A 26,003-nucleotide genomic window follows, 5' to 3' on the forward strand; every position below is an offset into this window, starting at 1 on the left:
AGAAGAGCCGCGCGTGCTTAACGGACCGTTGCCGGGCCGGAACGGATTGGTTTCGCGATGTTTCCGGGCGGCTCTCAGCCGGCCCGGCTCGAGGCGGCGAGCGGCAGCTCGATGCGGGCGCAGAGTCCCCCCACCTTCCCATCCTTCTGGCGGTTCTCCAGGGTCAGGCGCCCGCCATGGCCCTCGACGATGGCGAGCACGATCGACAGGCCGAGCCCGAAGCCGGTGGCCGTGTCGAGGTTGCGGGCGCGGTCGCCGCGGACGAAGGGCTGGAGCATGGCGTGGCGCTCGGCCTCCGGGATGCCGGGGCCGTCGTCCAGCACCTCCACGGCGACGCCGGGGCGGCTCCCCTGCACATCCATCCCCCTTGCAGGCCCCATCCGGATGCGGGCGCCGCCGCCGTACTTCACGGCGTTGTCGACGAGGTTGGTGAGCGCCCGCTGCAGGTCGTCGGGGCGCCCGCGCACGAGGACGTGGCGGCTGCGCTCCAGGCTCACCGCCGCGCCGACATCGGAAAACCCGTCGCAGACGGTCTGGACCACCGAGGCGAGGTCGATCAGCGTCGGTGCGCCCTCGCTCGCGCCGCCCTGCCCGTCGCGGACGTAGGAAAGGGCGGATTCGACCAGGCCGTTCATCTGGTCGAGGTCGCGCAAAGTCATCTCGCGGGCGCGCTCGTCCTCGATGAACTCGGCGCGCAGCCGCAGGCGCGTGATCGGCGTGCGCAGGTCGTGGCTGATCGCGGCCAGCATCTGGGTGCGGTCGTCGAGGAGGCGCAGCACGCGGGCGCGCATCCGGTCCAGCGCCCGGGCGAGCGCCAGCACCTCCTCCGGGCCACGCTTGGGCAGGGGCGGCGCCTCCTCGGCGGTGCCGAAGGCTTCCGCCGCCGCGGCGAGGCCGGCGAGCGGCGCGGTGAGCGCCCGAGTTGCCCAGAACAGCAGCAGCAGCAGGCTGACGCCGACGAAGACGAAGGTGAAGATCAGGGCGCCCTGCCCGATCGGCGGGCGCGGGTTGTCGTCGGGGAGCGCCGCCCGCAGCCGGGCGCCCGCGGGCGTGGCGAGGCCGATCTGGAGGAAGCCGGATTCGTGCCCCGCGGGGGCGAGGTCGGTGAGGACGAGGCTGCGCCCGAACCCGTCGCGCAGCCGCTCGACCAGCGGGTGGTGTTCGAGCGGCGGCGCTTCGCCCCCGGCAGGCCCTTGCGCGCCCGCCGGGGGCGAAGCGCCGTCCCAGGGGGCGATGCGCAGGCTCGGCAGGCTGCGGGCGCCCGCATGCAGGATCGCCTCGCGCTCGGCCGGCTCGGCGGCGTCCATCAGGCGCGCCACGGTCGCGAGCCGGATCGCGGCGACGCCGGGCCGCCCGTCCGCCCGCCACGGCTCGCGCAGCGCGATCACCGCGACGGTGGCCAGCAGGTGCGCGGCCAGCATCGCCGCCACGACGAGGAGCGCGATCTGCCCCGCCGCGCTCTTGGGGCGCGGCCAGGGCAGCCATCGCGCAAACAGGCGCCGCCGCGGGACGGCCTCCGCCAAGGGCGCGGACACGGCAGGCGTACGGCCGGCGCTCATGAGCGGGCGATCTCCGGGGCGAACAGGTAGCCGCCGGAGCGGATGGTGCGGATGATCTCGGGGTTGCGCGGATCGCGCTCGATCTTCTGGCGGATGCGCGAGACCAGCACGTCGATGCTGCGCTCGAACGGCCCCGCCGCCCGCCCCTGCGTCAGGTCCAGAAGCTGGTCGCGCGACAGCACGCGGCCCGGCCGCAGGCAGAGCGCGTGCAGGAGGTCGAACTCCGCCCCCGTGATCGAGAGGCGCGCGCCTTCCGGACTCAGCACCTGCCGCAGGCCGGCATCCAGCGTCCAGCCGGCGAAGTGGAACCGGCGCACTCCGTCGCCGTCCTGCGGCTCGGCGCCCTTCCGCCGCAGGATCGCCCGGATGCGCGCCAGAAGCTCGCGCGGGTTGAACGGCTTGCCGAGATAGTCGTCGGCGCCGATCTCCAGCCCGACGATCCGGTCGATCTCTTCGGATTTCGCCGTGAGCATCAAGATCGGCACCTGCGACGACGCCCGCAGCCGCCGGCACAGGCTGAGGCCGTCCTCGCCCGGCAGCATCAGGTCGAGCACGATCAGATCGACGCGGGCGTCCGTCAGCACCCGGTCCATCTCGCGCCCGTCGCCAGCGACGCTGACGCGGCAATCGTTGGCGCGCAGATAGCGGGCGACCAGCGCAGAGATTTCGCGGTCGTCCTCGACGACGAGGATGTGGGGGGTGGGGGCGTTCGCGCTCATAGCGGGACAAGTCTTAGGCACGCTCGGGCTCGGGCCGGAAGCGGGAGGTGCGAGAAGGATTGTAACTGGCCGTTTCGGCGGCGTTGAACAGACACACACCGCAACGGAGCGAAACGCTTCGATTGCCCCGTCGCCCGCGGATTCTTATGTCGGGCACGCGCCCGGACCGTCTCGGGCCCGGGAGGAGAACCCCATGCAGAGCCCGAACCGCCTCTTCGACGACGTCGCCCGGCTGTTCACCGATGCCGCCGGGGCGGCCCAGGGGGTGCGCCGCGAGGCCGAGACCCTGATCAAGGGGCAGGCCGAGCGCCTGATCCGCGACATGGACGTGGCCACCCGCGAGGAGGTCGATGTCCTGCGCGATCTCGTCGCGGCCCTGCGCAGCCAGAACGACGCGCTGGCCGCCCGCGTGACCGCACTGGAGGCCCGGCTCGGCAGCGAGGCCGGCACCGCGGGCAGCACCGAAGCGGTCTAATTTTTTTGCGACTACGCCGCCGCGGCAGTGGGAAACCGGGGGTCTCTTTCCCGATTTTCCCACCACGGCGGGGCCGCGATCCGCACGTGCGCGGGCGGCAACACCGTCCGGATTCGAATGTTCTTTGCACAGGAAGCAGCGGTGGACAGCGTTCGTTGCCCACCGCTGATGCCGGGACGACGCTTTGAAGCCCGCCGGGGCTGCGGGCTATAACTGGTCTCAAGATGATTCGCCCCGTCGGGACAGACCGACCGGACCGCGGGGATGAAGTGAATTCTGACCGAAATCCTCCGCAGGACGGAGAACGGCGGGACTCGTCCGGGTTCCGCCACGGCCCTGCTTTGCCCGCCGGCCCGATCGGACCCATCCGACCGGACCGACTACTTGGATCGCCATGACCCAGCTCAGCCTCCTCGAAGCCAACGACCGGTCCGAGCACCCGATCGACGTCGTCGAGCGCCTCGCCTCGCTCCGCGACTGGATCTTCGACCGGATCGAGACCGACGAGATGTCGGTGTCGGTCTCGGGGCGCTGGGCCGAGTATCACGTCGCCTTCACGTGGATCGAGGAGGTCGAGGCCCTGCATGTGGCCGCCGCCTTCGACCTGAAGGTGCCGGAGCGGCGCCGCGCGGAGATGCTGCGCCTCGTCTCGCTGGTGAACGAGCAGCTCTGGATCGGCCATTTCGACCTGTGGTCGTCCGACAGCGTGGTGATGTTCCGCCACTCGCTCCTGCTCAACGACGGGCTCGCCCCGACCCAAGGGCAGTGCGCGGCCCTGATGAAGGCCTCCTCCGACGCCTGCGAGCGCTACTATCAGGCGTTTCAGTTCGTGCTCTGGGCCGGCAAGTCCGCCCGCGAGGCCCTCGACGCGGTGCTGTTCGAGACCGAAGGCGAGGCTTGATCCTTTTTCGATCCGGTGGGATCGAGGAGGCATGACGGACACGCCCGCACCCCTCTCCGGCTCTCTTGCCACCTTGCCCACCCCGCTGGTCCTCGTCGGTGCCGGCAAGATGGGCGGCGCCCTGTTGCAGGGCTGGCTCGCGGGTGGGCTTGAGCCCCACACCACGGTCATCGTCGATCCGCAGCCCTCGCCCGAGATCGCCGAGCTCTGCGCGACGCGCGGAATCCGGCTCAACCCGGACATCCTTGAGCCCGCCGGCACCTTGGTGCTCGGCTTCAAGCCGCAGGGGCTGGATGCGGCGGCGCCCGCGCTCGGCCCCTGGATCGACGAGGCCACGCTCGTCGTCTCGATCCTCGCCGGCAAGACCATCGCCGACCTGAAGCGCCGCCTGCCCGGTGCCCACGCGGTGGTGCGCGCGATGCCCAACCTCCCCGCCAGCATCGGCCGCGGCGCCACCGGCGCGGTGGCGAGCCCCGAGGTCGATGCGGATCAGCGCGCGGCCGCCGATGCGCTGCTCGCCAGCGCCGGCCTCGTCGCATGGCTCGAGGACGAGGCCCTGATCGACGCGCTCACCGCCGTCTCGGGCTCGGGTCCGGCCTACGTTTTTCTGATGGCGGAAGCCCTGGCGGAGGCCGGCATCGCGGCCGGCCTGCCGGTCGAGCTCGCCCAAAGCCTCGCCCGCGCCACGGTGGCGGGTGCGGGCGCGCTGCTCGATGCTGACCCGCGCGCGTCGGCGCAGCTGCGCAAGGACGTGACCTCGCCCGGCGGCACCACCGCGGCGGCGCTCGGCGTGCTGATGCGCGAGGGCGGCCTGCCCGATCTCCTGCGCGAGGCGGTCGAGGCCAACCGGCGCCGGGCGGGCGAATTGTCCGGGTAAGCCCGAAACCGCTTCAAGCCTCGGAAGGCGCACCTACATGGAAGACAGACCGAAGACGGAGCCTGATTCCATGGACGAGACCGGCGAGCCCCAATCCGGTGCCAAAACTGGCAAGGCGAAAGCGAACGCCGCGTCCGAGGCGGTCGCGCACGTCAAGCCGAACCCGCGCGAGGCCGCGGTCGAGGCGCTGATGCGGCTCGCCGCCGAGCAGCCCTGGAACGACATCGAGATCGGCGACATCGCCCGCGAGGCCGATCTGTCGCTGGCGGACTTGCGTGAGCTTTTTCCATCGAAGGGCGCGGTGCTCGGCGGCCTGTCGCGGATCATCGACCGGGCGGTGCTGGAGGGCGATTCGAGCGATCTGGCCGACGAGCCCTCCCGCGAGCGCCTGTTCGACGTGCTGATGCGCCGCCTCGACGCGATGACGCCCTACAAGCCGGCCCTGCGGCGCATCTCGTTCGCGCTGCGCGGCGACCCGCTGTCGATGCTGGCGCTCAACGGTGTGGCGCTCAACTCCCACCGCTACATGCTGGCGGCGGCCGGGATCGACACCGAGGGGCCGCTCGGGCGGGTCAAGATCCAGGGCACGGTGGTGGCCTTCGCCCGCACCGTCGAGGTCTGGCTCGACGACGACGATCCGGCGCTCGCCCGCACCATGGCGCGGCTCGACCGGGAAATCCGCCGCGGCGAGACCTTCATGGAGCGCGCCGAAGACGCCCGCCGCCTCACCGCGCCGCTCCGTGCCATCGGCCGCGCCCTGATGGAGCGCCGCCCCCGCCGCGAGCGCGCGGAGCGCAGCGCCGACGAGGACCCGGCGGCGGCGATCTGACGGTGCCGTACGGCGATACGCCGGCTCCCTCTCGCGCGACGGGGCGAGAGGGAGCCGGCGGCGTCACGCGACCGAGCGCTCGGACGCAAGTCCGAGATGCCCCGCAAAAACATCCGCCGGCATCGGGCGGCCGAACAGGTAGCCCTGGAGCTGGCGGCAGCCGAGATGGATCAGCCAGAGGGCCTGGGAGGAATCCTCCACGCCCTCCGCGACGAGGCGCAGATCGAGCGCGCGGGCGATCTGCACCATAGCGCTCAGGATGCAGCGGGCCTTGTGGTCGGCGGCGACGTCCTGGGTCAGCAGGCGGTCGAGCTTGAGCGTCTGGATCGGCAGCTGGCGCAGGTAGCCGATATTGGCGTAGCCGACCCCGAAATCGTCCAGCGCGATGCGCACCCCGCGGGCGGCGAGGCGCTCCAACTGCGCCCGCGCCCGGTCGAGGTCGTTGAGCAGCACCTCCTCGGTGATCTCGACGGTGAGCGCGCGCGCTGGAAAGTCGAGTTCGTCGAGAAGCCCGAACACCTCGTCAGCAACCGAGCCGGCCTTGAACTGGCTCGGCGAAAGGTTGACCGAGAGGTAGTCGAGCCGCCCCGCCGCGATCCACGCCTTCGCCGGCGGGCAGGCCCGGCGCATCATCGCGGCGAACAGGTCGGGCATCAGCCCGCGCTCCTCGGCGAGCCCGAGGAAGGTGTTCGGCGCCAGAAAGCCGAGGGTCGGGTGGGTCCAGCGGGCGAGCGCCTCGGCCCCGACCGGGCGGCAATCGGTGCCGTCGACGATCGGCTGGAACCACGGGGTGATGCCGCCCTCGCGGATCGCCCGGGCGAGATCGGCGCCCAGCGCGTGGCGCGCCTCGATCGCGCGGCCCATCGCGGCGTCGAACCGGGTCGCGCGGCCGCGCTCGGCCTTCGAGCGGTAGAGGGCGATGTCGGCGAAGCGCTGCAGCTCGCCGCCGGTGCGGGCGTCGTCGGGGAAGACCGCGATGCCGACCGAGCAGGAGGCCTCCAGGCTGCGTTCCCGGTGCGGGACCGGCCGGCGGATCGCGGCGGCGAGTTCCGCGCCGAGGCGGGCGAGGTCGGTGCCGGGCGGGGCGGGCAGGAGCGCGGCGAACTCGTCGCCGCCGAGCCGGGCCACCAGGGCGGCGGGCCCGAGCAACGCCTTCAGGCGGCGGGCGGTGCGCCGGAGGAACACGTCGCCGGCCTCGTGGCCGAGGCTGTCGTTGATGTCCTTGAAGCGGTCGAGGTCGAGCAGGAGCAGCGCGAAGCGGGCCCCGTCGCGCTGAGCCGTCGCCAGGCTCTCGTCGAGCGCGCGCACGAATCGGGTCCGGTTGGCGAGCCCGGTGAGTCCGTCCCGCTCGGCGAGGTCCAGGGCGTGGGCGCGGGCGTTGGCGAGTTCGCGGGTGCGCTCCTCGACCCGCACCTCCAGCTCCGCGGCGAGGCGGCCGAGCTGCCGGTTGACCTCGTACAGCGCGCGCGACTTCTCCTCCAGCAGCGCTTCCGCCTCGGTGCGGGCCGCGCGCTCACGCTCCAGCCGGCGCTCCAGGCGGCGGACGCGCGCCTCGGCGTCGGGCGGCTCGGCGAGCGCGAGGGGGAGAGAGCCCATTGACACGGGCGTCAGGCGGCGTGGCGGATGGAGAAGCGCACGAAGGGGCCCGCCGGCTCCTCCATCCGCGACGTCGCGATGGCGACGGGCTGGCGGTAATGGTCGGCCGCCGCGCGGATCATCCCCTCCGCCAGCGCTTCGAGCGGGCGGCAGCTCGCGTAATCGAGGTCGATCGCGTCCGTGCCCCGGCGGTTGAGGCGGAACACCGGCAGCTCGGCATCGGGATAGAGCTTGTGCACCTCGACGTGGATGTGTCCGTCGACACTGTCGAGGAAGTCGAACAGGCTCGCCTGCGCGGCGAAGAAATCCGGATGGGTCACGGCGAAGCGGCCGCACAGGTGGCGGCCGAACAGCCCGAGCAGGTCGGGGGCGGGCGTGCCGGTGCGGCGCGCGAGCGCGGCGACGAGGGCCTGCATCTCGGTATGCGGATAGGTGCCGACCGCCGTGTAGGCGCCGCCACTCGGCACGGCCGCGTCGTCGATCATGTCGTCGGCCGTGTCGGCGCCATGCGTCGCCGACACGAAGTCCAGAAATTCGGTGAACACCACGCCCTTCATGATCACCCGCCGCCACTGATCTTTGTTAAGACGCTGACGCACGCGGTTTACCATCGGGTTAAGGCCGATCGGACATGTCCCTCACCGTATCATTTGGCTCGCAAGGAATTGTCTGCTGACTGACAATTGAGTTGCGCGCGCCGCGGAGGCGGGCCGGCCGCCGCCCTGCCCTTTCGCCGCGGACCGGCTGGCGCCGATCCAACGGTCTGTTAACCTTGACGGCGCGATAACCTCTTCCGTCCCCACCGGCCTCGTCCCGAGGCGGGCCGGGAGCGTGGAGCCGTCCAGAGTCCGACCATGCGCGCCAAGCCCTTCCTTCGCGCCTGCCCCCTCCTTCTCGCGGCGCTGGCCCTCCCGGCCGTGGCGCAGGCGGCACCGCGTTCCGCCAAGGCGCGCGCGGCGGCGGGCGTCACGATCGACTACAGCGTGAACCTCGCCGGCATCCCGATCGGCAACGCCCAACTCACCGGCGCTTTCGAGGGCCCGCGCTACCGCATGGACGTGTCGGCGGTGCTGACCGGCCTCGTCGGCGCGGTGACCGGCGGCCAGGGCTCGGCCCGCTCCAGCGGCACGCTGGCGCAGGCCCCGCTGCCGAGCGCCTTCTCGATCGCCACCCGCACCAGTCATTCCGGCATCGCCGTGCGCATGGCGCTGGCGAGCGGCAACGTCACCCAGGCCGAGGTGACCCCACCGCTACTCGACACCGGCGACCGCGTGCCCGTCACCGCCGCGGCGAAGCGCGGCGTGGTCGATCCGGCGAGCGCGCTGGCGATGCCCGCCCGCACCAAGGGCGCGCTGCTCGACCCCGAGAACTGCAACCGCACGCTCCCCGTCTTCGACGGCGCGACCCGCTTCGACGTGGTGCTGAGCTACGGCGAGACCCGCGAGATCCAGAAGCCCGGCTATGCCGGCCCGGTGCTCGTCTGCAACGCCCGCTACGTCGCCATCGCCGGCCACCGCGCCGACCGGCCCGGCGTGCGCTTCATGGAGGAGAACCGCGACATGTCGGTCTGGCTCGCCCCCGTCGAGGCGGCGCGGGTGCTGGTGCCGCTGCGCATCGCCGTGCGCACCACGCTCGGCACCAACATCATCGAGGCGACCCGCTGGACCCAGACCGGCACCAGCACCGCGAAGGGCTCCGAGGCGGCGCCCGCGACGGTCGCCGAGGCCAGCCTTCCGGGGCGCTGAGAAGCACGGGGGGACGCCGTGCTCGCCCTCCCCTTGCGCGGCCTGCGCGTCGCCGCCTTCGCATCCCTCGCCGCGATCCCGGCCCAGGCCGGCCCGCTCACCGCCGGCCCCGATTGCGGCCCCGACGCCTTCTCCACGGCGGAGGTGATCGAGCACCGCCCGCCCCGCCGCGGGCCCCTCACGGCCGTGCCGCAGACGCTCTGCGCCGACCTCGCGCCGCAGACGCCGCCGGCCCAGGTGGACATCCATCTCTATACGGGGCTCGGCGCCCCGGTTGGCAGGCAGGCCCCCGGCGACCCATATGAGGGAAGCCGCCGCGGCCCGCTTCCGCGCCCGTAGCGGCATCCCCGCCTCTCCGACGGCCTTCGGCGCCGTAGGGAACGCCCCCGCCGCATGACGCTTCGCCATCTTTCCCGCGAGTCCCGCGCGCGCGGCGTCACGGCGGTGCTCGGGCCCACCAACACGGGCAAGACGCACCTCTCCATCGAGCGGATGCTCCAGCACCCCACCGGCATGATCGGCCTGCCGCTGCGGCTCCTGGCCCGCGAGGTCTACCTGCGCGTCGTCGCCAAGGTGGGCGTCGAGAACGTCGCCCTGGTGACCGGCGAAGAGAAGATCAAGCCGGACCGGCCGCGCTACTGGATCTGCACCATCGAGGCGATGCCGCGCGACCTCGAAGTCGCGTTCGTGGCGATCGACGAGATCCAGCTCGCCGCCGACATGGACCGCGGCCACGTCTTCACCGACCGCCTGCTCTATCGGCGGGGCCGCGAGGAGACGCTGCTGATCGGCTCCTCGACCATGAAGCCGCTGGTCGAATCCCTCATCCCCGGCGTGCAGACCACGACGCGGCCCCGCCTGTCGCAGCTCACCTTCGCGGGCGAGAAGAAGATCTCGCGGCTGCCGCACCGCACCGCCATCGTGGCGTTCTCGGCCGAGGAGGTCTACGCCATCGCCGAGTTGATCCGGCGCCAGCGCGGCGGCGCGGCGGTGGTGCTCGGCGCGCTCTCGCCCCGCACCCGCAATTCCCAGGTCGAGCTCTACCAGTCCGGCGACGTCGATTATCTCGTCGCCACCGACGCGGTGGGCATGGGGCTCAACCTCGACGTCGATCACGTGGCCTTCGCGGCCAACTGGAAATACGACGGCACCCGCTTCCGCAAGCTGACGCCCGCCGAGATGGGCCAGATCGCCGGCCGGGCCGGGCGCCACATCGCCGATGGCACCTTCGGCTCCACCGGGCGCTGCCCGCCGTTCGAGCCCGAGATGATCGAGGCGCTGGAGAGCCACGACTTCGAACCCTTACGCATCCTGCAATGGCGCAACCCCGATCTCGATTTCGGCTCGCTGGAGGCGCTGCAGGCGAGCCTCGACGTGCATCCGCAGGAGCAGGGCCTAACCCGCGCCCCCATGGGCGAGGACCAGCAGGCGTTCGAGATCCTGATGCGCGAGGACGACATCCGCGACATGGCCAAGGGCCCGGCGGCGGTCCGCCGCCTCTGGGACGCCTGCGGCCTGCCGGACTATCGAAAAGTCCATCCGCAGACCCACGCCGACCTCGTCGCCCAGCTCTACCGCTTCCTGATGCGCGGCATGGCCGGGCGCATCCCCAACGACTGGTTCGCCCAGCACGTGGCGATGATCGACCGCACCGACGGCGACATCGACGCCCTGTCCCAGCGTATCGCCCAAGGCCGCACCTGGACCTTCGTGGCGAATCGCCCCGACTGGTTGCTCGATCCTCTGCATTGGCAGGGCGAGACGCGTCGGGTAGAGGACAGGCTGTCCGACGCCCTGCACGAGCGCCTTGCGAGCCGCTTCGTCGACAGGCGCACCAGCGTCCTGATGCGGCGCTTGAGAGAGAAGACGATGCTGGAAGCCGAGATCACCTCCGGCGGTGACGTCACCGTCGAAGGTCAACATGTGGGCCGTCTGCACGGCTTCCAATTCGTGCCGGACCCTCAGGCCGAGGGGCACGAAGCCAAGACCCTGCGCTCGGCCGCCGAGAAGGCCTTGGCCGGCGAGATCGAGGCCAGGGCCGACCGCTTCGCCTCCGCGGCGGATGCGGCGCTGGTGCTCTCGCACGATGGCGTGATCCGCTGGACCGGCGACCCGGTCGCCAAGCTGACGCCCGGCGACAAGCTGTTCGAGCCCGGCATCCGGCTGGTGGCCGACGACAGCCTCGCGGGCCCGGCCCGCGAAAAGGTCGAGGCGCGGCTCGCCGCGTGGCTGCGTGCCCACGTCACCCGCCTGCTCGGGCCGCTGATGGAGATCGAATCGGCCGCCGACCTCACGGGGCTCGCCCGCGGCATCGGCTATCAGGTGGTCGAGGCCTTGGGCGTTCTGGAGCGCGCCAAGGTCGCGCACGAGATGCGCAGCCTCGATCAGGACGGGCGCGCGAACCTGCGCCGCCACGGCGTGCGCTTCGGCGCCTACCACATCTTTCTGCCGGCCCTCCTGAAGCCGGCGCCGCGCACGCTCGCGGCCCAACTCTGGGCGCTCAAGAACGGCGGCCTCGACCAGCCGGGGCTCGACGAGATCGCGCATCTGGCGGGCTCCGGCCGCACCTCGATCAAGGTCGATCCGGCCATCGCCAAGGGCCTCTACCGCGCCGCCGGCTTCCGCGTCTGCGGCGAGCGGGCCGTGCGCGTCGACATCCTGGAGCGTCTGGCCGACCTGATCCGTCCGGCCATCGCCTACCGCCCCGGCACCACCGTGGGCGAGCCCCCGGCCGGGACCGCCGACGGCGACGGGTTCGTGGCGACCGTCAACATGACCTCGCTGGTCGGCTGTTCGGGCGAGGACTTCGCTTCGATCCTGAAGTCGCTCGGCTACGTGGCGCAGGCCCGACCCGGCCCGGCCATCACCGTGCCGCTCATCGCCGCCGCCCCGACCGTGCCGGCCGCGCGCGCCGCCGAAGCGGTTTCGCAGGAGACGGCATCTGAGGAAGCTGCTTCTCAGGAGGCCGAATCCGAGGCTCCGGCCGAGGCGGAGACCGCCGTCGCGCAGCCCGAGGCCGCGGAGCAGGACGGCGAGACCCCGGCCGCCGCGGAAGGCGCCGCCGAGGACATTCCGGCTTCGTCCGAGTCCCGGTCCGAAGAGCCTGCGCCCGAGACCCCGGCGGAGGCCGCTTCCGAGGAGGCCGTCGCTCCGAGCGCCGAGACCCCGACGGAGCCGGCTCCCAGCGAGGACAGCGCCCCGATGCCGGCCGAGACGGCGCAGGCCGTCGAGGACGCAGCCGCGACTGGCGAGGTCGAGGCGGTCGATGCCGCCGATTCCTCCGTGCCGACCGAGGACGCCCCCGAGGCGGAGGCGCCTGCCGCGCCGGCCGAGCCGGAAGCGATCGAGGTGTGGCACCTGCACCGTCCGCAGCGCCATTCCGGCCCGCGCCACGGCCGCAGCCAAGGTCGCCAGGACGGTCGCGAAGGCGGGCGTGAAGCAGGCCGCGAGGGCGGTCGCCGCGACGGGCGTCCGGGCGAGGGCCGCGGCGACGGCCAGGGCCCGCGCCGTCCCCGCGAGGACCGGCCCGAGGGCGGCCGTCCGCCCCGTCCGGCGGAAGCCAGGGGCGAGGGAAGAGGCGAGAACCGCGGCGAGGGCGGCCCGCGCCGCGACGGCGGTCCCCGCAACCGTCCCGACCGCCGCGACGACAACCGCCGCCCGAACCCCGAGCAGCGCCCGCCCCGCCGCGAGCGCCAGCCCGATCCGGATTCGCCCTTCGCGGCCCTCGCCGCCTTGAAGGCGAAGCTCGAATCGGACGGGGGCAAGCGCTGAGGCCTGAAAGGCCCCGCAAGGCATGAGCGAGGCGCGTCAGCGCCTCGACAAGTGGCTGTGGTTCGCGCGCTTCGCCCGAACCCGGTCGATGGCGGCCCGGCTGGTCGCCGAGGGCCATGTCCGCGTCAACGGCACGCGGGCGCAGGCGCCGGCCAAGGCGGTCCATCTCGGCGACGTGCTGACGGTGGCCGCCCCCCACGGCACGATGCTGGTCCGCATCCTCGACCTCGGCGAACGCCGCGGCGCCGCCCCGGAGGCGCAACGCCTGTACGAGGCGGTCGTGGACGAGGCGTCCTGAAGCGTAGGACAAGCCCTCAACGGACTCCTGCCCCGTGCGGAGGCGGCCTACAGGCCTGTGAAGTCAACCACTGCCTTCGTCCACGCGATCCGTCCGTCGGGACCGACCTTCCATGAGACCACCGCCGACATGGGAAACGGCCCGAACGGTCCGCCTCCCTCCTGTGTGAACCAAGCCCTTTGAATCGCGGCATCCTGCTCGCAGGGGGCGATGGGGCGAAAGCCCTGATCCAGGAGCATCGCGCGCAAAGCAGCCGGATCGCTTCCCGGTGGAAACACGGCGTCGAGGCGTGACATCAGGTCGAGAGAAAGGGCTTCACGCTCGGTCGTGTCCCGTGACGTGGTGTAGGAGCCCCGGTCCTCGGGAGGGTCCGAGGATGATCAGGCGGCCACGGCGGACAGCCTGAGGATGGGATCCTCGCTCAAGGCGATGGACCGCGAGCAGCATGAACAGTGGAAACGCCCCGGCCTCGCCATAGNGCGAGGTCGTGTCCCGTGACGTGGTGTAGGAGCCCCGGTCCTCGGGAGGGTCCGAGGATGATCAGGCGGCCACGGCGGACAGCCTGAGGATGGGATCCTCGCTCAAGGCGACGAGGCTTTCCAGGCTCATGTAGCGGCGTGAGACCGCCCACTCGTCGTTCTGCTCCAACATCAGCGCCCCGACGAGGCGCAGGACGGCCCGGTCGTTGGGAAAGATGCCGATCACGTCCGAGCGGCGCTTGATCTCGCCGTTGAGGCGTTCGAGGGGGTTGGTCGAGGCGATCTGCGGCCAGTGCTCGCGCGGGAAGGCCATGTAGGCCAGGACGTCCTCGCGCGCCTCGTCCATCAGGCCGGCCAGCTTCGGATAGCGCTCGCGCAGCGTGTCGGCGACCGAGGCCCACTGCTCTCGGGCGGCCTTCGCACTGTCCTGGGCGAAAATGGTCTTGAGCATCGCCACCACGGCGGGCCGCTGCTTGGGCGCGACGTGGGCGAGCGCGTTGCGCATCCAATGCACCCGGCAGCGCTGATGGGTGGCCGAGAACACCTTGGCCGCCGCCGCCCGCAAACCCTTGTGGTCGTCGGCGACCACCAGCTTCACGCCGCGCAGGCCGCGGTCGGCCAGCGAGCGCAGGAACGCTTTCCAGAACACCTCGGCTTCCGAGGCACCGGTGGCCACACCCAGCACCTCCCGCCGGCCATCCGCGTTGACGCCGACCGCGACTATGACGGCAACCGAGACGATCCGGCCAGCCTCGCGCGCCTTCACGTAGGTGGCGTCGATCCACAAGTACGGCCACGCGCCTTCGATCGGCCGAGAAAGGAAGGCGTTGACCCGCTCGTCGATCTCCTCGCACAGCCGTGAGACCTGGCTCTTCGACACGCCCGAGCCACCCATCGCCTTGACCAGATCGTCCACTGCCCGCGTCGAGACGCCGTGCACGTAGGCCTCCTGGATCACCGCCGTGAGCGCTTTCTCCGCCGTGCGTCGCGGTTCCAGGAACGAGGGCAGGTAGCTGCCCTTCCTCAGCTTCGGGATCGCCAGATCGATCCGGCCAGCCCGCGTCTCCCAGGCTCGGTCCCGATAGCCGTTCCTCTGCGTCAGCCGGTCCGAGCTGCGCTGGCCCATCGGCGCGCCCGTGCGCGCCTCGACCTCCAACTCCATCATGCGCTCGGCCGCATAGCCCAGCAGATCGCGCACAAGGTCGCCGTCCGCCCTCTTCTCGATCAGATCGATCAGGGCCATCCTGTCGTCGGTCATCGTCGTCTCCGGTGTGAGAGTTCAAGCTTCGCAACTCGAACCCTACTCGAAGACCGGCGATGTCGATCAGATCGATCAGGGCCATCCTGTCGTCGGTCATCGTCGTCTCCGGTGTGAGAGTTCAAGCTTCGCAACTCGAACCCTACTCGAAGACCGGCGATGGCCACCTCAGCGGTGGGCCGCTCCTACACCACACACTGGGACACGACCCATGATGGGGCGCAGCGCCCAGAGCCTGGTGCCGGGCGACGACGAGCCGTTGCACGCAACACACCCTCGCGATTTCCCGCTCCGTTCTCGATCCTGTGCGATGTGAGAGCCGTCTGCCGGTAGCCGCCGTCCCTCCGAGCCGTGTTAGGTCTCGGTCTGGCGCGTCCACTCTTCAAGGAGAGGAAGGCATGACGGACGGACCCACGATCACGCTCGCGCGGGCGGGCATCGGCAGACTGCCGTCCACGGTGAGAACGCCGCGCTACGATCCGGCGGAGGTTCGACCCGGCATCGTGCATCTCGGACTGGGCGGTTTCCACCGCGCCCACATGGCCCGCTACACGCACGACGTGATGGAGGCGGATGAAGCAGCCCGCGACTGGGGCATCGTCGGCGCCGGTCTGATGCCCGGCGACGAGCCCATGATCGCCGCGCTCGAGCCGCAGGACGGGCTCTATACCCTGGTCGAACGCGACGGCACGAGCGAGAGTGCGTCGGTCATCGGCGCGATCCCGCGGGTGATCTTCGCGGGACGGTCCACGGACGAGCTTCTTGCGGCAATCGACGAAGAGACCATCCGCATCGTCAGCCTGACCGTGACCGAGAACGGCTACTGCCTCGATGCCTCGACCAAGCGCCTCGACCCCGAGCATCGGCTGATCGCGGCGGATCTGGCCAATCCCGAGACGCCGACGAGCGCCATCGGCGTGATCGTCGAGGCCTACCGACGTCGGCGCCAGGCCGGAAAACCGGCCTTCACGGCTCTGACCTGCGACAACATCCAGCACAACGGCACCGTTCTCAGGAACGCGGTCCTCGATCTCGCGCGGCTGCGCGATGCCGCACTCGCCGACTGGATCGAGGCGAACGCGCGGTTTCCGAGCACCATGGTCGACCGCATCACGCCGGTGACCTCCCCCGACGATGTGGCGTGCTTCGCGGAGCGCTACGGCTTCCGGGACGAGCGGCCCGTCTTCTGCGAGCCGTTCAAGCAATGGGTGATCGAGGACGACTTCCCGTCGGGCCGTCCGCCCTGGGAGCGAGTCGGCGCACAGTTCGTGCCGGATGTCGCACCTTACGAGTTCATGAAGCTGCGCCTCCTCAACGGCAGCCATCTCGCGGTTGCCGGGCTCGGGCGGCTCGCCGGCTACACCACCATCGACGAGGCCCTGCGCGACCCGCGGATCGCCGGCTACATGGCGGCGCTGATGGACCGCGAGACCGGGCCGACCCTGCCTCCGATCGAGGGGATCGACCTCTCCGCGTACAAGCGCACCCTGGTCGAGCGCTTCTCGAATCCGGCGATCAAGGACACGGTCGAGCGGGTCAACACCGATGCGCCGATCAATGTGCTGGTCGATCCGATCCGCGATCGCCTGCGCGACGGCCAGCCGGTCGAACTCCTCGCGCTCGCCCTCGCCGCCTGGCTGCGCCGGGTGTGCGGCGAGGACGAGAACGGCGAAAAGATCGACGTGCGCCACCCGCTCGCCGACGAATTGCGCGAGCAGGCGGTCGCAGGCGGTCCGGACCCGCGCCCGCTCTTGTCGATCCGCCGCCTGTTCGGCGAACTCGGCGACGACGAACGCCTCGTGACGCCGACCGGACGCTGGCTCGCGCTGCTCTACGACAAGGGTGTTTCCGCGGCACTCGACGCCGTCGCGCGCGACGGCGCTCGATGATGCGCCACCGTCCGTCCGGCGTTCCGAGCGCCCGACGATCACGCTCTCGATAGCAGGTTACAAATGTGCGTCGGTCGATGGTCGGCGGGTAGCCGCGGTCCAAGCCGCGCCATACAACTTAGGACAGAGCGTCGGACACACGGCGCCTGACGGGAGACGCCCATGGTACGGGGTTCGGGCTCGCGGGCAGCGAGCGTACGGCGCCGCGTGACCACGATGCTCGCGCTCGCCGCGGCGGCGTGGTGCGGTCCGGCCTCGGCCGAGCCGACGACGATCACCGTCGCCACGGTGAACAATGGCGACATGATCATCATGCAGTCGCTGACGCGGCAGTTCGAGCAGGCGCATCCCGACGTGCGGATCCGCTGGGTGATCCTCGAAGAGAACGTCCTGCGCCAGCGCGTCACCACCGACATCGCCACCCGCGCCGGCCAGTTCGACGTCGTCACGGTCGGCAACTACGAGGTGCCGATCTGGGCCAAGCAGGGCTGGCTCCGGCCCTTCGACGATCTGCCCGCCGAATACGATGTCGGCGACCTGATCGGAACGGTGCGCGAAGGCCTCTCGGTCGACGGCAAGCTCTACGGCCTGCCGTTCTACGCCGAGAGCGCGATGACCTATTACCGCAAGGACCTGTTCGAGAAGGCCGGCCTGACGATGCCGGAGCAGCCGACCTACGCGCAGGTCCGCGACTTCGCCGGCAAGATCACCGACCGGCGTGCCCGCACCTTCGGCATCTGCCTGCGCGGCAAACCGGGCTGGGGCGAGAACATGGCCTACCTCACCACGCTCGTGCACACCTTCGGCGGGCAGTGGTTCGGGAAGGACTGGAAGCCCGAGATCGAGTCCGCGCCCTGGAAGAGCGCGATCGCCTACTACACCGACATCCTGAAGAAGGACGGGCCGCCCGGCGCCACCTCGAACGGCTTCAACGAGAACCTCGTGCTGTTCGCGGGCGGGCGCTGCGGCATGTGGATCGACTCCACCGTCGCCGCCGGCCTCCTCTACGACCCCTCCCAATCGACGGTCAGCGACCGGACCGCGTTCGCCGCGATGCCGGTGGGCGACTACACCGGCGGCCCGACCTGGCTGTGGAGCTGGAACCTCGCCATCCCCGCGACCTCCCAGAAGAGGGACGCGGCCAAGACCTTCGTGCAGTGGGCGACCGGCAAGGACTACGTGCGGCTCGTCGCCAAGGAGAAAGGCTGGGTCTCGGCCCCGCCGGGCACGCGCCGCTCCACCTACGCGAGCGAGGAGTACCGCAAGGCGGCACCCTTCTCCGGCTTCGTGCTGAAGGCGATCGAGACCGCGAACCCGAACGGGCAGACGCGGGAGCCGCGCCCGCCCGGCGCCAGCGGCGCGCAGTTCGTCGCGATCCCGGAATTCCAGGGCATCGGCACCGCGGTCGGCCAAACGCTCGCGGCCACAGTGACCGGGCGCAACACGATCGAGGAGGCGCTGGCGATCGCCCAGAACGCGACCGCGCAGACGATGCGCCAAGCCGGCTACCCGAAATAGGCGCGAGCGGACCCAAGCGATGGACTCGACCACAGCGACCGCCTCCACCGCCCCCGCGAAGAGCTTGCGCCGACGCGAGTTCAACGGTCTGCCGCTGATCGCGCCCTCGGTCGGCGTGCTGCTGCTGTGGATGATCGTACCGCTGGTGATGACCCTGTGGTTCTCGTTCCTGCGCTACAACCTGCTCGACCCGACGGTCAGCGGCTTCGCGGGGCTCGACAATTACCGCTACCTCGTCGCGGACGCGAACTTCTGGGTTTCGATCCTCAACACGCTGCTGCTGATCGGCTCCGTGCTGGTGGTGACGGTGGTCGGCGGCGTGTTGCTCGCGGTTCTGTTCGATCAGGATTTCCCGGGCCGCAACATCGCCCGGCTCTTCGCGGTGGCGCCGTTCTTCGTGATGCCGACGGTCGCCGCGCTGATCTGGAAGAACCTGATCCTGCATCCGATCTACGGCATCTTCGGCTCGTTCGCGGTCCTTCTCGGCGTCGAGCCGATCGACTTCTTCGGCCAGTATCCGCTCCTCTCGGTCATCCTGATCGTGTCCTGGGAGTGGACCCCCTTCGCCTTCCTGATCCTGCTCACCGCGATCCAGTCGCTCGACCGTGAGCAGCTTGAGGCCGCGCGCATGGACGGCGCGGGGGCGTTCGCGCAGTTCTTCTACATCGTGCTGCCGCACCTCTCCCGCGCGATCAGCGTCGTGGTGATGATCGAGACGATCTTCCTGCTGACGATCTTCGCGGAAATCTTCGTCACCACGGCGGGTGGCCCCGGCAACGCGACGACCAACCTCGCTTTCCTGATCTACGCCCGCGCGCTGCTGCAGTTCGATGTCGGCGGCGCCTCGGCGGGCGGCGTGGTCGCGATCATCCTCGCCAACATCGTCGCCGCGTTCCTCGTGCGCTCGATCGCGCGCCGGCTGGAGATCTAAAAGCCATGGCAGCGACAGCCGGTCGGAAGCTCGGGATGGCGGTGCTCGGCTGGGGCGTCGCCTTCCTCCTGTTCTTCCCGATCCTCTGGATGTTCCTCGTCAGCTTCAAGACGGAGAGCGAGGCGATCCTGCCGGGCCTGTTCTTCACGCCGACGACGCAGAGCTACGCGCAGGTTCTCGACCGCGCCGACTACCTGAACTTCGCGCTTAACAGCGTCGTCATCTCGGTCGGCGGCACGGTGCTGGCGCTCGCCTTCGCGATTCCCGCGGCCTACGTGATGTCCTTCCATCCAGGGAAACGCACCCGCGGCACGCTGCTCTGGATGCTCTCGACCAAGATGCTGCCGCCGGTCGGCGTGCTGGTGCCGATCTACCTGATCTTCCGCCAGCTCAACCTGCTCGACAGCCGCACCGGGATGATCATCATCTACGCGCTGATGAACCTACCGATCATCGTCTGGATGCTGTTCACCTTCTTCAAGGAGGTGCCCAAGGAGATCCTGGAGGCCGGGCGCATGGACGGCGCCGGCACCGCGGACGAGGTCCGCCACATCCTGCTGCCCCTGACCCTGCCGGGCATCGCCTCCACGGGGCTGCTTTCGCTGATCCTGTGCTGGAACGAGGCGTTCTGGAGCCTCAACCTGACGACCTCGACGGCGGCCCCGCTCACGGCGTTCATCGCCTCGTTCTCGTCGCCGCAAGGGTTGTTCTTCGCCAAGCTCTCGGCCGCCTCGACCATGGCGGTGGCGCCGATCCTCATCTTCGGCTGGCTGAGCCAGAAGCAGCTCGTTCAGGGTCTCACTTTCGGCGCCGTGAAATAGGGAACCGGTCTATGGCCAACCTCCAGATGCGCGACGTACGCAAGAGCTACGGCACCGTCGAAATCATCAAGGGCGTCGATCTCGACATCCGCGACCGCGAGTTCTGCGTCTTCGTCGGCCCCTCCGGCTGCGGCAAGTCCACCCTGCTGCGGATGATCGCCGGGCTCGAAGAGATCACCTCGGGCGACCTCGAGATCGACGGGAGGCGCGTCAACGACGTGGCCCCGGCCGACCGCGGGCTCGCGATGGTGTTCCAGTCCTATGCGCTCTATCCGCACATGACGGTACGCGACAACATGGCCTTCGCCCTCAAGCTCGCGGGCGTCGACAAGGCCGAGCGCGACCGCAAGGTCGCCGAGGCCTCGCGCATCCTCCAGCTCGACAAGTATCTGGAGCGGCGCCCGAAGGAACTGTCGGGCGGCCAGCGCCAGCGCGTCGCGATCGGCCGCGCCATCGTGCGCTCACCGAAGATCTTCCTGTTCGACGAGCCGCTCTCGAACCTCGACGCGGCCCTGCGCGGCCAGATGCGGGTCGAGTTGGCGCGACTCCATCAGGAGCTGAACGCAACGATGATCTACGTCACCCACGATCAGGTCGAGGCGATGACCATGGCCGACCGGATCGTTGTGCTGCAGGGCGGCTTCATCGAGCAGGTCGGCTCCCCGCTCGAACTCTACCATCACCCGGCCAACCAGTTCGTGGCCGGCTTCATCGGCTCGCCGCACATGAACTTCCTGCCCGCCAAGGTCGAGGCGGCCGACGGCAACGCCGTGCGCGTGACCGCGGCCGGTAGCAAGCCGATCGCGGTCGCGGTCGAGACCGGCGGCGTCTCCGCCGGATCGCCGGTGACGCTCGGCATCCGGCCGGAGGCGATGCGGCCGGACCCGAACGGCGAGATCTCCGGCGAGATTCGCCATGTCGAGCGGCTCGGCGGCGTCACCCTGGTCCACTTCGCGCCGCAGGGCGCGGAGGCGGCGATCATCGCGCAGGTCGACGGTGCGGCGCAGGCCAAACTCGGCGAGCGCATCACCCTCGGCGTCGATCCGGAGGGGTGCCACCTCTTCGCGCCCGACGGCAAGGCGCTGCCGCGCCGCGTCCGTCATCCGCTCGCTGCGTGAAGCCGACGCGATGATCCTGGTCTCCGGCGAGGCGCTGATTGATCTGTTCGTGGACACGCGCGACCCGGAGGCGGAGCGCGGCCGCGTGCCCGCCACGGCGGTGGTCGGCGGCGCGGCCTTCAATCTCGCCTTCGGGATCAGCCGGCAAGGGGCGAGGAGCGGCTTCCTCGGCGGCTTGTCCGAGGACGGGTTCGGACGGATGCTGGCGAGCCGCCTCGAAGCGGAGGGCGTCGACATCTCGCTTGCCAAAACGAGCAGGCGTCCGACGCCGCTCGCCGTCGTCGCGACCGATCCGGAAGGCATCCCGAGCTACACCTTCCACGCCGACGTCGCCGAAAGCGATCTGACCGCAGAGGACGTTCCGCTCGATCTGTCCGGCATCGCCGCGATCGCCGTCGGGTCTTTCCCGCTGATCCTCGAGCCGATCGGCACGACGCTGGTCGGCCTCGTCCGGCGGGCGGCCTCGCAATGCGTGATCAGCGTCGATCCGAACCTGCGCCTCAGCCTCGTCCCGGATCTCCGCCACTGGCACACCCGCTTCGACGGCATCGTGCGCCACGCCTCGATCGTGAAGGTGAGCACCGAGGACATCGACGCGGCCTACGGCCGCGACGCCGACGAGGGGAAAATCGCGCAACGCTGGCTCGACGGCGGCGCTCAGCTCGTGGTGACCACCGACGGCCCGCACGGCGCCACCGCCTATCATCGCTGCGGCAGGGTCAAGGTACCCGGCCGCGCGATCAAGGTGGTCGACACCGTCGGCGCGGGCGACACCTTCCACGCCGCCATGCTCGCCTGCCTCGCGCGGACCAATCGCCTGACACGCGAGGCCATCGCCGGCCTCGATGGGGAGGGCCTGCGCATCCTGCTGACCGAATGTGCGGTCGCGGCCGGCATCACCTGCTCGCGCCGCGGCGCGGACCTGCCGACCCTGGAGGAAGTGCGCGCGGCGTTGCGGGAGGTTTGACGGCTCTTTGGATCGGGCAAGGCCTGCGCGACGCCATCCGGAGCGCCAAATCCTGAAGTGAGGCGCGGCATGTATCTCGGGCTCGATCTCGGCACCTCCTCCCTCAAGGCCGTCCTCGTCGACGGGAGGCAGAACGTCCTCGACCACGCCTCGGTCGCGCTCTCGGTCGAGCGGCCGCATCCGGGCTGGAGCGAGCAGGATCCGGCCTCCTGGCTCGCGGCCGTCCATGCCGCGATGGGCGAGTTGAGGAGCCGGCGGGGCAAGGAGCTGGCCGCGGTCGAGGGCATCGGCCTGTCCGGGCAGCAGCACGGCGCCGTCCTGCTCGACTCCGACGACCGGATCCTCCGCCCCTGCATCCTCTGGGACGACACCCGCGCCGCGGCCGAGTGCGGCGAACTCGAAGCGGCGTTTCCGGACCTGCGCCGGGTCAGCGGCAACATCGCCATGCCGGGTTTTACCGCGCCGAAGCTGCTCTGGGTGCGGCGGCACGAGCCCGACATCTTCGCCAGGACCGCCCGCGTCCTGCTGCCGAAGGCGTGGCTGCGCCTCGCCCTGACCGGCGAGGCGATCGAGGAGATGTCGGACGCCTCCGGAACCTCCTGGCTCGATGTCGGCCGGCGCGACTGGTCGGAGGCCGCCCTCGCGGCCACCGGCTTGTCCCGCCGTTCGATGCCACGCCTCGTGGAAGGCAGCGCACCGGCGGGGCAGCTTCGGGCGAGCTTCGCCGAAGACTGGGGGTTGACGAAGCGGCCGATCTTCGCGGGCGGCGCCGGCGACAACGCGGCAGGCGCCATCGGTCTCGGTGCGATCCGGCCGAGCGAGGCGTTCGTCTCGCTCGGCACGTCGGGCGTCCTGTTCGCCACGACCGACGCCTTTCGGCCGTATCCGGAACGGGCGGTCCACGCGTTCTGCCACGCCTTGCCCGATCTCTGGCACCAGATGGCCGTGACGCTCTCGGCGGCGTCCTCCCTGGCGTGGTGGTCGGGCATCACCGGGATGTCCCCCGGCGATCTCGTCGCCGAGATCGGCACACCCGCCCGGCCGAGCCGCACGATCTTCATGCCCTATCTCGCGGGCGAGCGGACGCCGCACAACGATCCCGCCGTGCGGGGCGGTTTCCTCCATCTGGCGCATGCGACCGACCGGGCCGCGATGACGCAGGCCGTGCTGGAGGGCGTCGCCTTCTCGCTGCGGGACGGGTTCGACGCCATCGCGGCATCCGGTACGGTGCTCGCGCAGGTCGATGCGATCGGCGGCGGATCGCGATCGCGATCCTGGCTCGCGATCCTGGCGAACGTCCTCGGACTGCCCCTGAACCGTCTGGCCGACGGCGAGCAGGGCGGCGCCTTCGGGGCTGCCCGCCTCGCGCGCCTCGCCGTGACGGGCGAAGACCCGGCCGCTCTGTGCACGCCCCCACGGCGCTTCGAGACGATCGTCCCGGATCCGGCCCTGTCCGAGGCCTACGGGGAGCGCCTCGCCGCGTTCCGGCGGGCCTATCCGCTCCTGGCCGGGTGAGCCCGGTGCCGGGCCGGCTCACCGCTCAGATGCTGCCCGGCCCCTTCGCGTAGCCGAACAGCGTGAACAGGTCGCAGGAGAACTTCGCGCCGAGCACGAAGGCGTCCGGGATCGGTCGGGGCCGGAACGGGAAGCGGGTCTGGTCCGGATTGATGATGTACTGAAGCTGCGGCGTCAGCCGTGCGGCGGGGTTGAGCTGGATGCCGTAGTTCAGCTCCATCATGATCTGGTTGGTCGCCACGTCCCGCGGATCGAGCCCCTGCGCCGCGCGGGCGGCGCGGATGTTGGCGAAGCCGAGCGACGCGTATTTCTGGTTCGAGATCACGAAGCCGACGGTGTCGTAGGGGCGATCCCGGAAGGTGCCGGTCTGGACGAGGCCGAGTTCCAGGAAATAGTCTTGGATCTGCCGGCCGCCGGTGGATTTCATCGCCACGCCGAACAGGGTCAGGCCTTGTGGCTGCGCCGGGTCCGGACGCCAGATCATCTGGTCGAAGCGGGCATAGACCAGTGATCGCCCGAACTGCGTGAACGGGTCGAGCCCGGAGAACACGAACGCGCCGCCCGCCACGTCGCGCACGGGATCGTTGTAGCGCGAACGATCGATCACAGCGCCGATGCCGTAGTTGCGAGGCAGAACGTCGTTGGCGAAGGTCGTCGAGTAGCCGACCTCGATCGGGATGACGGCGCCCGTCGCCTTGCTGGTCGAGAAGTCGATGCCGTTGTCGGTCGGCAGGAGAAAACTCGGATTCACCTCGTAGGCGCCGATGTGGAAGAAGTATTTGTATTCGTCATCGAGCCAGACCTTGGCGTGCCCCGCCCAACTCGATGTCGGAAAGAAGGTGAAATTGGTGTTCTTGAAAATGAAAGTCGGAGAGCCGCAGGTGGAATTGTTCTGGAATTGGCAGTAGAGCGGTGAAATCAGGAAGGCGCCCTGGCCGTTGAGGCGCCCGATCTCGAAGTCGAGGCGATTGTCGAACAGCTTCTGCTGATAGCTGAGCAGCGTCAGGCGGGATGTCTGGCCGCCGCCGAAGATTTCCTGGACCGACGTGTCGTTGCCGATGAAGTCGCCCGACAGGCTTCGTCCGTGGCGCTGCGTCACGATGGTGTGCAACGTGGCGCCCGCGATGCCGGCGAGCCGGTTCAGATCCGCATCGATGCCGAAGAAGAGCTGTGCGGCGTAGGCCGTGCCCTGGCGGATGCCGCCGATGGGGTTCGCCGCCGATTCGCTCGTGTAGTTCAACAGGAACGTCAGGCCGTTGCCGAGGTCCAGCGTACCCTGTGCGAGCTTCGGCGGGGCCGCCGTGGCACCCTGCTGCGCGGCATTGCCCCGGGCGGTGTCGACGCCCGAGATCCCCTGCGGCCGCCCCGCACGGGGCCGGGCTCCCGTCGAGATCCGCGTCTGCGACAGGGCGACATGGCGCGTCGCGGGGCGCTGCTTCGAAGGAGCGGCGTGAGGGAGCACTTTGGGCGTCTCGTCCGACGGCATCGCCTGGGCCTGCGCACCGGCCGCGAACAGCATCGCGCCCACGGAGACAGCAGTCACCTTCGTGCCGACGATCCTCATCGCCATCGCCCCTGTCGCCGCTCGACCTACCCTCGTGGCCCCGTCTGTGCGGGGCTTCACGAAGCTTAACAGGCCGAAAGGCGATTGGTCAGGCCCGGCGCGCGACGCCGGCTTTGTATGGATCTGTTCAGACCGGCTCGTGGCAAATTTGCCTCACCCTGAGTTGCAATCGCACTGCGGGGTCGACGCGTGCCCGGCGGGCTCGCGGTCTCGGTGCGGTGCCGTACTTCCGCCTCGGCCGCCCGTCTTGATCGACGTCGATTTCTAGAGCATCGTCCCGGATATCGGATCCGGGACGATGCTCTAGGTTGTTGTGACGCATCGTCTTTTTCCGAAAGCCGGCGACCACCTTTCGGGATGATGCTCTAGAGATCGAAGTTGGTCGGCAGCATCACCACGTCCCGAATGGTCATGCCGCGTGGCCGGGTCAGCATGAACAGCACCACTTCGGCGACTTCGGCGGTGTCGAGCAGGCTGCCCGATGCCTTGGCTTCCGCCAGCTTCTCCGCCGGCCAGTCGGCGATGAGCGCGGTGATCACCGGGCCCGGCGAGATCGATCCGACCCGGATCCCGTGCTTGAACACTTGACGGCGCACGGTCTGCACGAAGCAGTTGATGGCCCATTTCGAGGAGGCGTAGACCGGCTCCCAGGGCGTCGGGAAATGGGCCGCAAGCGAGCTGGTCACGATGATATCGCCGCTGCCTCGCTCGATCATGTGGGGGAGGACGTCATGGACGTTCTTCATCACCACGTTGACGTTGAGGTTCAGCATCCGGTCGATCGCCGCGCTCTCCGCGTCGATCAGATCGCCCCCCACGTAGCTGCCGGCATTGGCGTGCAGGATGTCGAGCCGGCCCGCCGCCTCCAGCACGCGCGGCAGCAGGGCGGCACAGGCGACCGGGTCGAGCAGATCGAGGACCAGCGGAAGAGCGGACGACCCATGCCCTCCACAGATCCGCTCGAGCGCCGCTTGATCGCGATCGACCAGCACGACACGAGCGCCAGCCGCGAGCATCGCCTCCGCGCTCGCCAAGCCGATGCCCGAGGCCGCTCCGGTAACGACGGCCACTTTCCCGTCCAGTTCGTTCGCCACGTCTTCTCTCTCCTTCCTCAGTCTTCCGGAGGGGCCCCCGGCCCGCAGGCCGGGAGGAATGCGGAGGTTCCGTGTTACG

The 26,003-nt window shown here is 70.3% G+C and carries 22 protein-coding genes; 15 read left to right on the forward strand and 7 right to left on the reverse strand.

Annotation, left to right across the window (positions count from 1 at the left end):
- Positions 1 to 74: 74 nt before the first annotated feature.
- Positions 75 to 1,559 (reverse strand): ATP-binding protein, encoded by a 1,485-nt coding sequence (locus ASG52_RS03275; protein WP_056238938.1) that lies wholly within the window; start codon positions 1,557 to 1,559, stop codon positions 75 to 77.
- Entirely contained in the window at positions 1,556 to 2,278 is a 723-nt protein-coding gene (locus ASG52_RS03280) for a response regulator (protein WP_056238941.1), read from the reverse strand. The genes ASG52_RS03275 and ASG52_RS03280 overlap by 4 nt, the downstream gene beginning before the upstream one ends.
- A 193-nt stretch (positions 2,279 to 2,471) precedes the next feature.
- Here ASG52_RS03280 and ASG52_RS03285 point away from each other — a divergent pair, with 193 nt between their 5' ends.
- The 4 genes from ASG52_RS03285 to ASG52_RS03300 all read left to right on the forward strand — a co-directional run bounded on the left by ASG52_RS03285 (position 2,472) and on the right by ASG52_RS03300 (position 5,360).
- Positions 2,472 to 2,753 carry an accessory factor UbiK family protein gene (locus ASG52_RS03285; RefSeq protein WP_056238943.1) on the forward strand — a complete coding sequence of 94 codons (282 nt, stop codon included), beginning with the start codon at positions 2,472 to 2,474 and terminating at the stop codon, positions 2,751 to 2,753.
- A 394-nt stretch (positions 2,754 to 3,147) separates the two neighbouring features.
- Positions 3,148 to 3,654 carry a type III secretion system chaperone family protein gene (locus tag ASG52_RS03290; protein ID WP_056238946.1) on the forward strand — a complete coding sequence of 169 codons (507 nt, stop codon included), beginning with the start codon at positions 3,148 to 3,150 and terminating at the stop codon, positions 3,652 to 3,654.
- 31 nt (positions 3,655 to 3,685) lie between these two features.
- The gene (gene proC, locus ASG52_RS03295) at positions 3,686 to 4,531 is read left to right on the forward strand and encodes a pyrroline-5-carboxylate reductase (RefSeq protein ID WP_056238949.1); all 846 of its coding nucleotides are present in this window, start codon (positions 3,686 to 3,688) and stop codon (positions 4,529 to 4,531) included.
- A gap of 37 nt (positions 4,532 to 4,568) precedes the next feature.
- Positions 4,569 to 5,360, forward strand: a complete 792-nt coding sequence (locus ASG52_RS03300) for a hypothetical protein (protein ID WP_056238953.1) — start codon at positions 4,569 to 4,571, stop codon at positions 5,358 to 5,360.
- A gap of 63 nt (positions 5,361 to 5,423) precedes the next feature.
- Here ASG52_RS03300 and ASG52_RS03305 read toward each other — a convergent pair whose 3' ends face one another.
- Both ASG52_RS03305 and ASG52_RS03310 read right to left on the reverse strand, forming a co-directional pair.
- Positions 5,424 to 6,956, reverse strand: coding sequence for a putative bifunctional diguanylate cyclase/phosphodiesterase (locus ASG52_RS03305; RefSeq protein WP_056238956.1), 1,533 nt, complete (start codon positions 6,954 to 6,956; stop codon positions 5,424 to 5,426).
- A gap of 11 nt (positions 6,957 to 6,967) precedes the next feature.
- A complete protein-coding gene (locus tag ASG52_RS03310; protein ID WP_286158922.1) occupies positions 6,968 to 7,555 on the reverse strand; it encodes a heme NO-binding domain-containing protein in 588 nt (195 codons plus the stop codon).
- Positions 7,556 to 7,810: 255 nt separating this feature from the next.
- Between ASG52_RS03310 and ASG52_RS03315 the strand changes: the two genes are divergently transcribed.
- Genes ASG52_RS03315 through ASG52_RS03330 form a run of 4 tightly spaced genes read left to right on the forward strand, consistent with a single transcriptional unit; the run spans position 7,811 to position 12,770 of the window.
- Entirely contained in the window at positions 7,811 to 8,701 is an 891-nt protein-coding gene (locus ASG52_RS03315) for a DUF3108 domain-containing protein (RefSeq protein WP_056238960.1), read from the forward strand.
- Between the two features lie 33 nt (positions 8,702 to 8,734).
- Entirely contained in the window at positions 8,735 to 9,040 is a 306-nt protein-coding gene (locus ASG52_RS03320) for a hypothetical protein (protein ID WP_502691024.1), read from the forward strand.
- Between the two features lie 54 nt (positions 9,041 to 9,094).
- Complete coding sequence (locus ASG52_RS03325; RefSeq protein WP_056238966.1) at positions 9,095 to 12,472, forward strand: helicase-related protein; 3,378 nt, start codon at positions 9,095 to 9,097, stop codon at positions 12,470 to 12,472.
- Positions 12,473 to 12,494: 22 nt separating this feature from the next.
- The gene (locus ASG52_RS03330) at positions 12,495 to 12,770 is read left to right on the forward strand and encodes an RNA-binding S4 domain-containing protein (protein WP_056238970.1); all 276 of its coding nucleotides are present in this window, start codon (positions 12,495 to 12,497) and stop codon (positions 12,768 to 12,770) included.
- A 540-nt stretch (positions 12,771 to 13,310) separates the two neighbouring features.
- On the opposite strand, the gene ASG52_RS03340 is transcribed toward ASG52_RS03330, so the two are convergent.
- Positions 13,311 to 14,507 carry an IS256 family transposase gene (locus tag ASG52_RS03340; RefSeq protein WP_056238976.1) on the reverse strand — a complete coding sequence of 399 codons (1,197 nt, stop codon included), beginning with the start codon at positions 14,505 to 14,507 and terminating at the stop codon, positions 13,311 to 13,313.
- Positions 14,508 to 14,905: 398 nt separating this feature from the next.
- Between ASG52_RS03340 and ASG52_RS03345 the strand changes: the two genes are divergently transcribed.
- The 7 genes from ASG52_RS03345 (at position 14,906) to xylB (ending at position 23,266) form a co-directional block, all read left to right on the forward strand.
- The gene (locus ASG52_RS03345) at positions 14,906 to 16,396 is read left to right on the forward strand and encodes a mannitol dehydrogenase family protein (RefSeq protein ID WP_056238980.1); all 1,491 of its coding nucleotides are present in this window, start codon (positions 14,906 to 14,908) and stop codon (positions 16,394 to 16,396) included.
- A 216-nt stretch (positions 16,397 to 16,612) separates the two neighbouring features.
- Complete coding sequence (locus tag ASG52_RS03350; protein WP_156383776.1) at positions 16,613 to 17,914, forward strand: ABC transporter substrate-binding protein; 1,302 nt, start codon at positions 16,613 to 16,615, stop codon at positions 17,912 to 17,914.
- Positions 17,915 to 17,933: 19 nt separating this feature from the next.
- Entirely contained in the window at positions 17,934 to 18,845 is a 912-nt protein-coding gene (locus tag ASG52_RS03355) for a carbohydrate ABC transporter permease (protein ID WP_056238985.1), read from the forward strand.
- 5 nt (positions 18,846 to 18,850) lie between these two features.
- Complete coding sequence (locus tag ASG52_RS03360; RefSeq protein ID WP_056238988.1) at positions 18,851 to 19,666, forward strand: carbohydrate ABC transporter permease; 816 nt, start codon at positions 18,851 to 18,853, stop codon at positions 19,664 to 19,666.
- A gap of 11 nt (positions 19,667 to 19,677) precedes the next feature.
- Positions 19,678 to 20,784, forward strand: coding sequence for an ABC transporter ATP-binding protein (locus ASG52_RS03365; RefSeq protein ID WP_056238991.1), 1,107 nt, complete (start codon positions 19,678 to 19,680; stop codon positions 20,782 to 20,784).
- Positions 20,785 to 20,794: 10 nt separating this feature from the next.
- A complete protein-coding gene (locus tag ASG52_RS03370; RefSeq protein ID WP_056238994.1) occupies positions 20,795 to 21,751 on the forward strand; it encodes a carbohydrate kinase family protein in 957 nt (318 codons plus the stop codon).
- A 69-nt stretch (positions 21,752 to 21,820) separates the two neighbouring features.
- Complete coding sequence (gene xylB / locus ASG52_RS03375; protein ID WP_056238996.1) at positions 21,821 to 23,266, forward strand: xylulokinase; 1,446 nt, start codon at positions 21,821 to 21,823, stop codon at positions 23,264 to 23,266.
- Between the two features lie 25 nt (positions 23,267 to 23,291).
- On the opposite strand, the gene ASG52_RS03380 is transcribed toward xylB, so the two are convergent.
- Positions 23,292 to 24,836, reverse strand: a complete 1,545-nt coding sequence (locus ASG52_RS03380; RefSeq protein WP_056238999.1) for a carbohydrate porin — start codon at positions 24,834 to 24,836, stop codon at positions 23,292 to 23,294.
- A gap of 359 nt (positions 24,837 to 25,195) precedes the next feature.
- On the reverse strand, positions 25,196 to 25,924 hold the full coding sequence (locus tag ASG52_RS03385) for an SDR family oxidoreductase (protein ID WP_056239003.1): 729 nt from the start codon (positions 25,922 to 25,924) through the stop codon (positions 25,196 to 25,198).
- Positions 25,925 to 26,003: the final 79 nt, after the last annotated feature.

It is taken from the genome of Methylobacterium sp. Leaf456 (genome assembly GCF_001425465.1).
Classification (GTDB): Bacteria; Pseudomonadota; Alphaproteobacteria; order Rhizobiales; family Beijerinckiaceae; genus Methylobacterium.